Annotated in this window: 6 protein-coding genes; 1 reads left to right on the top strand and 5 read right to left on the bottom strand. The window is 59.6% G+C overall.

What is annotated here, in order from left to right:
* Nucleotides 1-132, top strand: a 132-nt coding sequence (locus VGI36_09330) for an IS30 family transposase (protein HEY2485338.1), incomplete at its 5' end; no start/stop codon positions are given.
* An 834-nt stretch (nucleotides 133-966) separates the two neighbouring features.
* Here the strand turns inward: VGI36_09330 and pcaC are convergent.
* From pcaC to VGI36_09305, 5 genes are read right to left on the bottom strand one after another with little or no spacing between them, the layout of a single operon-like run.
* The gene (pcaC, locus tag VGI36_09325) at nucleotides 967-1,407 is read right to left on the bottom strand and encodes a 4-carboxymuconolactone decarboxylase (protein HEY2485337.1); all 441 of its coding nucleotides are present in this window, start codon (nucleotides 1,405-1,407) and stop codon (nucleotides 967-969) included.
* On the bottom strand, nucleotides 1,388-2,755 hold the full coding sequence (locus tag VGI36_09320; GenBank protein HEY2485336.1) for a 3-carboxy-cis,cis-muconate cycloisomerase: 1,368 nt from the start codon (nucleotides 2,753-2,755) through the stop codon (nucleotides 1,388-1,390). The genes pcaC and VGI36_09320 overlap by 20 nt, the downstream gene beginning before the upstream one ends.
* Before the next feature lie 3 nt (nucleotides 2,756-2,758).
* A complete protein-coding gene (gene pcaG, locus VGI36_09315; protein ID HEY2485335.1) occupies nucleotides 2,759-3,280 on the bottom strand; it encodes a protocatechuate 3,4-dioxygenase subunit alpha in 522 nt (173 codons plus the stop codon).
* Between the two features lies 1 nt (nucleotide 3,281).
* Nucleotides 3,282-4,007: a protocatechuate 3,4-dioxygenase subunit beta gene (gene pcaH, locus VGI36_09310; GenBank protein HEY2485334.1), complete on the bottom strand. Its 726-nt coding sequence runs from the start codon at nucleotides 4,005-4,007 to the stop codon at nucleotides 3,282-3,284.
* A gap of 52 nt (nucleotides 4,008-4,059) precedes the next feature.
* Nucleotides 4,060-5,340 carry a hypothetical protein gene (locus VGI36_09305; GenBank protein HEY2485333.1) on the bottom strand — a complete coding sequence of 427 codons (1,281 nt, stop codon included), beginning with the start codon at nucleotides 5,338-5,340 and terminating at the stop codon, nucleotides 4,060-4,062.
* Between the last annotated feature and the right edge of the window lie 734 nt (nucleotides 5,341-6,074).

Genomic DNA, 6,074 nt, shown 5'->3' with positions numbered 1-6,074 from the left:
ACTGACCTGTCGAAGTTCACCCAGCGCCAGCTCAACGCGATCGCCCAGCGCCTAAATCAGCGGCCTCGAAAGACCTTGGGATTCCAAACCCCAGCACGTACACTTAGCAGCAACGTTGCATCGACCCATTGAACTGGCCGGTACTTAGTCCTCTTACGCCAGTGCTTGCCAGCAGGAGGTCGTCGGTTCGAAACCGAGCTCCAATCACATTGGGTCGCTCCCGCGCTTTTCCGCGCCATGTTTACCGCTCAGAGGTAAAGCCGACCCAAATGCCATCCAGTTCAGGATTGAAAGCGAGCGTTCCACTGGTCGGGTGCGTCGGACCGAGCGATGTCTCGAAGACGCCGCCGGAGCACGCCCAGGTCCCAATCACGGGTTTTAGTTGATCCATTTCTGGCGCGCGGGCTGCTCTCGATCCGGCACTCTGGCCGAACGAGCAGGTGTGACGAGAGTACACGCTATAAGTCCAGCCACTGATAAGGCATTGATGTTCATCGATTCCACCATCCTCCTTGGTATTCGATCGTGAAATGTACCCAATCCCTCGTGTAAATCTCGCGCTGCGGTTCGCTATCAACTTCGCAAGTCATTCAACTTTCGCTAAGTCATCGCAGACGGATAGAGCAAGCGTCTTAGCATGCGAGATCACGATCTGGTCTCCTGCGTTAACGTCCTGTGGTTCGCGGTTTCGTAATCATTATCGTCTCCAGGCGGCTGTGATCGCTTGAGGGGCTCTTGTCGTTCGAGTATCGACGCTCTTGGCTGAGGAGCCGCCACCAAACAGGACTGACCTTGCGGGCCCTACGCGAAGAGTTCCTCGCAGAATACGCAACCAGCCGTGTCGTGCGACGGGCAAGTTCGTTTCGAGCTCGCGGGGGTCTGCCAACCAATTGGGTCCCGGCGGCACACTCACAGGCGTGATGGGAAGTCGCCGATATGAACGGGTTCTCAGGTCCGGATACGCCTCTAGCGCTTGGCTCGAGAGCCGTCAGGTCGGGAGCGTTGGATACCCAGCTCCGCCTTGGCGATTCTGAAGGCCGCGTTGGCGGAAGGAACGCCCGCATACACGGCCACCTGCATGAGGACCTCGCGAATGTCCTCCACGGTCGCGCCGGTATTGCGCGTGGCGCGTACGTGCAGTGCCAATTCGTGCTCGTGCCCCAGGGAGGCTAAAACCGCGATCGTTATTAGGCTGCGTGTGCGATGGTCGAGGCCCGGGCGTGTCCAGATGGAGCCCCACGCCTGACGCGTGATGAAGTCCTGGAAATCTCGATCGAACTCGGTCGAGGCCTCTATGGCGCGGCGAACGTGTTCTTCGCCAAGCACCCTGCGCCGAATCGCGAGTCCTTTTTCGAGCGTGGGATCGCCACTTCTGTTGTCGCGTCTCTTAGTCCGTCGAATAGTCATTGGCTGCACGCCACGATTCGAGTATGCGATCGATTAACCTCTCGGACGATCCGAGATAGTTCCGCGGATTTAAGAGGCGATCGAGATCTGCGACCGGTAGTGCTCGTGTCACCCGAGTGTCGCTGGTGAGCGCGTCACGTAATTCTGTACCTTCGGCAGCGGCCTTCGCGCACGCCTGTTGGACTATGAGATAAGCGTTGGCGAGGCCCGCGCGTTCCGCCAGTCCCGTTGCAACCGCTTCGGCCATGATCTGCCCATGCGTCCGCTGCAGATTTTTCAACATTGCGTCGCTGTCAATCTGCAGCCCAGAAACGACGCCGCTCATCTGAAGGAGAGAGCCGCCGGTTAGAGTCACGATATCGGCCAGTGTCTCCCATTCGGCATGCCACCCGCCTACCCCCCGCTCGTGATCCAGGATAGTTGCGGTGAGCATTGTGGAGACCAGGCCCGAAACGCGAGTTGCGGCAGCCAATGCGACGACCGAGCCCACCGGATTGTGTTTATGTGGCATTGCCGATGACCTGCCGCGATCGTCGCCGGTAGGTTCTCGCACTTCCGCTACCTCGGTCTGCATCAGCAGGGTTACGTCGCGCGCGATCTTGCCAAGTGTGCCCGCCAGCAGACCGAGGACTGCCGCGATTTCCGCGAAGCGATCGCGGTGTGAATGCCACGGTGCATCCGGCTGCGGTAAGTTCAACTCCTGCGCCAGCGCGCTGGCAACGGTAGTTCCCTTTTCGCGGAGAGCCGCGAGTGTCCCCGCGGCGCCGCCAAATTGCAGCGTCAAGTCTCTTCCCCGAATCTCGCGCAGGCGCATAAGGTGCCTCGCGAGGGTGTCAAGCCATCCTGCGGCTTTAAGCCCGAACGTCGTTGGCAGCGCCTGTTGTAGCAGGGTCCGCGCCGCCATCAACGTCGCGCGGTGCCGATCCGCCAGCTTCGCAATTGAATTACCGAGGGCATGAAGCTGAGGCTCCATCCAATTGAGCGCCTCCCGGAGTTGCAGTACCAATCCCGTGTCGATGACGTCCTGGCTAGTCGCGCCCCAGTGGACAAATCTTGCCGCCCCCGGATCTTCAGCTGCCACCAAAGCGGTGAGCTGCTGGACCATCGGTATCGCGAGGTTGCCCGCGCTCGCCGCAGCATTCGCTAGCGCTTGAAAGTCGAACAACTCGGACCGGCACTTCGCTTCGACCAGCGGCACGGCGGCTGCCGGAATTACCTCCGCCTTAGCCTCCGCCCGCGAAAGCGCCGCCTCGAAATCGAGCATCCGCTGCAAGCGATGGTCGTCGTTGAAGAGAACCGCAATCGGCCCACGGAACAGTGGATCGAGCAGAGGTGGGTGAGCACTCATGCCTCAGAACTCAAAAAACGCAGTCTCATCCTTGCCCTGGAGGACAATGTTCCATTCGAAACGGTTGGGACCGGATGGTCGAGCGATCAGGGTCGTTCGGCGGTCGTCTGGCACCAAGGCAAGTATATGGTCAGTCGCGTTTGATGGTTCGTCGGGGAAGTAGATTCTGGTGAAGAGATGTTTGAGAAGGCCACGCGCGAAAATAGCGACCGCGATGTGTGGCGCATGGACCACATCGCCCACGCCCATCAGTCGACCGGGCTTGGTGGTCGAGAACCGGAACGTTCCGGAAGCGTCGGTAACCACCCGGCCCCAACCACGCGAAGAACGGTCCGCGTAGCGGCCAGCAGAATCCGTCTGCCAGGTCTCGATGACAGCGTCATTTACCCCGTTACCGTCTCCGTCGAGCACCCGACCTTGAATGGTCAACCGTTCACCAGCGGGTTCGAATGCGATGTCGACGGTGTGCATGCCAATCGCGAAGAACGGCCCAACGGTTTGCGACGGTGTCGCGGCAAGTCGCACGTCACTCCTCCATCGGTGTCTGCTCGCGCCCGCGCAGCACGATGTTAAAGCAATATCCAAGCGCATATCCCGGCGAGGTTGTCTCCCAGTCGAACGCACTCACCAGTCGACTCCTCGCGTTCTCATCCGCGATCGAATTCCAGAGGGGGTCTGCAGCGAGCAGCGGATCGCCTGGAAAATACATCTGCGTGACCAGTCGAGTTGCGAAAGCGGGACCGAATATCGAGAAATGGATGTGCGCCGGCCGCCACGCATTGTCATGATTGCCCCACGGATATGCACCGGGCTTGATGGTTGTGAACGAGTACCGACCGTCACCATTGGTTATCAGACGTCCGCCGCCGCTGAAGTTTGGATCGAGTGGCGCATCATGCTGATCGGACTCATGCGCATAACGGCCCGCCGCGTTCGCCTGCCAGATTTCGATGAGAGTTCCGCCGACCGGGCGGCCATCTTCATCGACCACCTGGCCATTCACGATGATTCGTTCGCCGAGCGGTGCGCCGCCATGCTGGCGCGTCAAATCGCTTTCGCCTGTAGTTACTTCCTCGGAGGCAAACCGAGGGCCGGTGAGTTCAGTCAGGGTGGCTGGAATTGCTATCAACGATTTGGACGGTGCCCGTTTGCGGCTCGAGACGTAAGAAGGATGCAAGTAGTCGGGCTGGGTGCCTGCCAGCGGTCTTCGGTAGCCTGAAAATGCGACCTTCGTCCTCAGCTGCCTATCCATCCGTATCAGTCCTTTCCCGCGCTTGGTCGCGGGGCCCGGAATCGAATCAGAATTACAGGTTGCGAACGTCGATTCGCCGGTTGTCCTTCTTGTAGGGGGCTGCGGCGACCTGCGCCCGGATCTCCTTCTGGGGCTCGCCAGGTTCACCCCAGATTACCGTAACCTCGGTTCCGGGCTCGCTACAATCCACGTCGATAACACAAAGCGACAGCATCTGGCGAAAGTAGTAGCTGTAGCCGCGCGAGGTAGCGACTCCGACCGGTCGCCCTCTCCGCGTGACCTTGTCCGCGTACATGAACCCTCGTTGGTCGCGGGGGATTTCCATATAGTGATAGGGCTTTTCTGCGCGATACAGAGACGCGTACACCTCGATCACGTCCTCGGGATTCCACACCAGCGTCCGAATCACCCTCCGCGGACGAGCGAGCTCGTCCTCCAGCGCGCGGCGGCCGATGAAATCGTGGTCAAGCCTGACCCGATTCTTCCATCCCAGTTCCACCGGGCTGCGGTACCAGGCGCTGATGTCATCCGCGTCGAAGCTGCCGGCGATATTGAAAGTCGCGGCGTAGGCGGGCATCGCCGCTTTGAACTCCGTCAGATATTCGGCCATGTCGTCTTCGAATATCGCAGGCAGATAGTCGGTAACGATCGTCGGGAAGCATGCTTCAAGATGGTTGATGAAGGCCGCGCGCCCGCCCAGACGCCGGATCCCGAACTCCTTCCCGGCCTCGAGAATAGCCTCATACACGTGGCGCGCGTATTCGGACGGTCCCTGCAGCTCGTACCCGACTTCGCCGGCCATTCCCTGTCGCAGCGCGAGAACCTCACGGCCCGCAATGCGGATTTTTCCCGAGTACATGAAGGCGATATCGCGGATACTTTGTCCTGCGGCCTTTTCCACCACGTAAAGCGCATTCGGTCCGGAGACCTGAAAATTGAACCAGTCGTCCGGTTCCGATGTCGCGCGGTAGCGGCCATGGCGCAGCTGGTAGTCGACCCAGAAGCCGCCTCGGCCGAACAGCATGAATTCCTCATCGCCAAGTCGGCTTAGAATCCCTTCGTGAATGATCTTGCCGGCCTCGTTGCAGTGAATTACGTGCTTCGACTGCCCAACCGCGAATTTTGCGAAGCTGTTCACCGACACATCGGAAAACAGTTTGAGAACATCGCGGCCGCGAAAACGGCGCTCCCACAAGAACGACCAGTCGCCGATATAGCACGTCTCCTTCCACGACATGCTCTCGTCGATCCAGTCGGTGTACTCTGGTTGTCCCCACCGGACCGTGAAATGACCCTCCGGTGTGCACCGCATATCCGCGACAGAGATGGCCATGACCGTCCTACCTCAAGGCAAAGCTCGGAGACAGGTTTCCGAAGGAGCCGAAAGCCTCCGAACGTCAGCCCGAGTATTTTCCGATCGATCGCCCGAGTACAACAATCCTCTCGCGGGGAAGGTTGCGAGGGTATGCGAGTGAAAGGCTGGGCGAGAACCCCTCCTCGACAACACCCCGGTTCCCTTTCATGAGCTCCATCGATGACGTGTCAATGGATCGCGAAAGTCAAACCTAGTTTTGCCTCATCGCTGCCGCCGTCGACAACCCTGACCGACGCGAAAGGAAACCAAAGGTGGAACAACGCTCACCACCATCGTTGGAAAAAGATCCTTCCCCTAGTTCGTCGGGCGAATGATAATAGGTCTCTGGATGGCAGCCACGTGGCGATAGCCGCCTATCTGCAAGCACCGACCAGAACCCACGTCGCGGCCTCAGTCATTCCAATATTTGTCCTCGCAAAGAAACCTCGCGGTGCCTGAAATTCTCCAGGGACGGAGTGGGGCGGGGCGATGGCGAAAGTAAGCGTTGAGCTGGTCGGATTCGCAGTCTGTCTACTTGCGTGTCTTGTGCCCACCAGCGTTCTCCCAGCCGGTGGAATTGGTGGGGGCGGTAGAGGTGGGCCCGTCAGAATTGCTCCCAGAATCGGAGGCGCATCTTCCGCTGGCAACGCGCTCTCGATGGCTCCGGTGTTCGACAGGCCGCAACGGATTCGAGATCACCTAAACGTTGCCGG

Source organism: Candidatus Binataceae bacterium (assembly GCA_036495685.1).
Taxonomy (GTDB): domain Bacteria; phylum Desulfobacterota; class Binatia; order Binatales; family Binataceae; genus JAFAHS01.
This window is presented reverse-complemented; position numbering and strand designations above follow the sequence as displayed.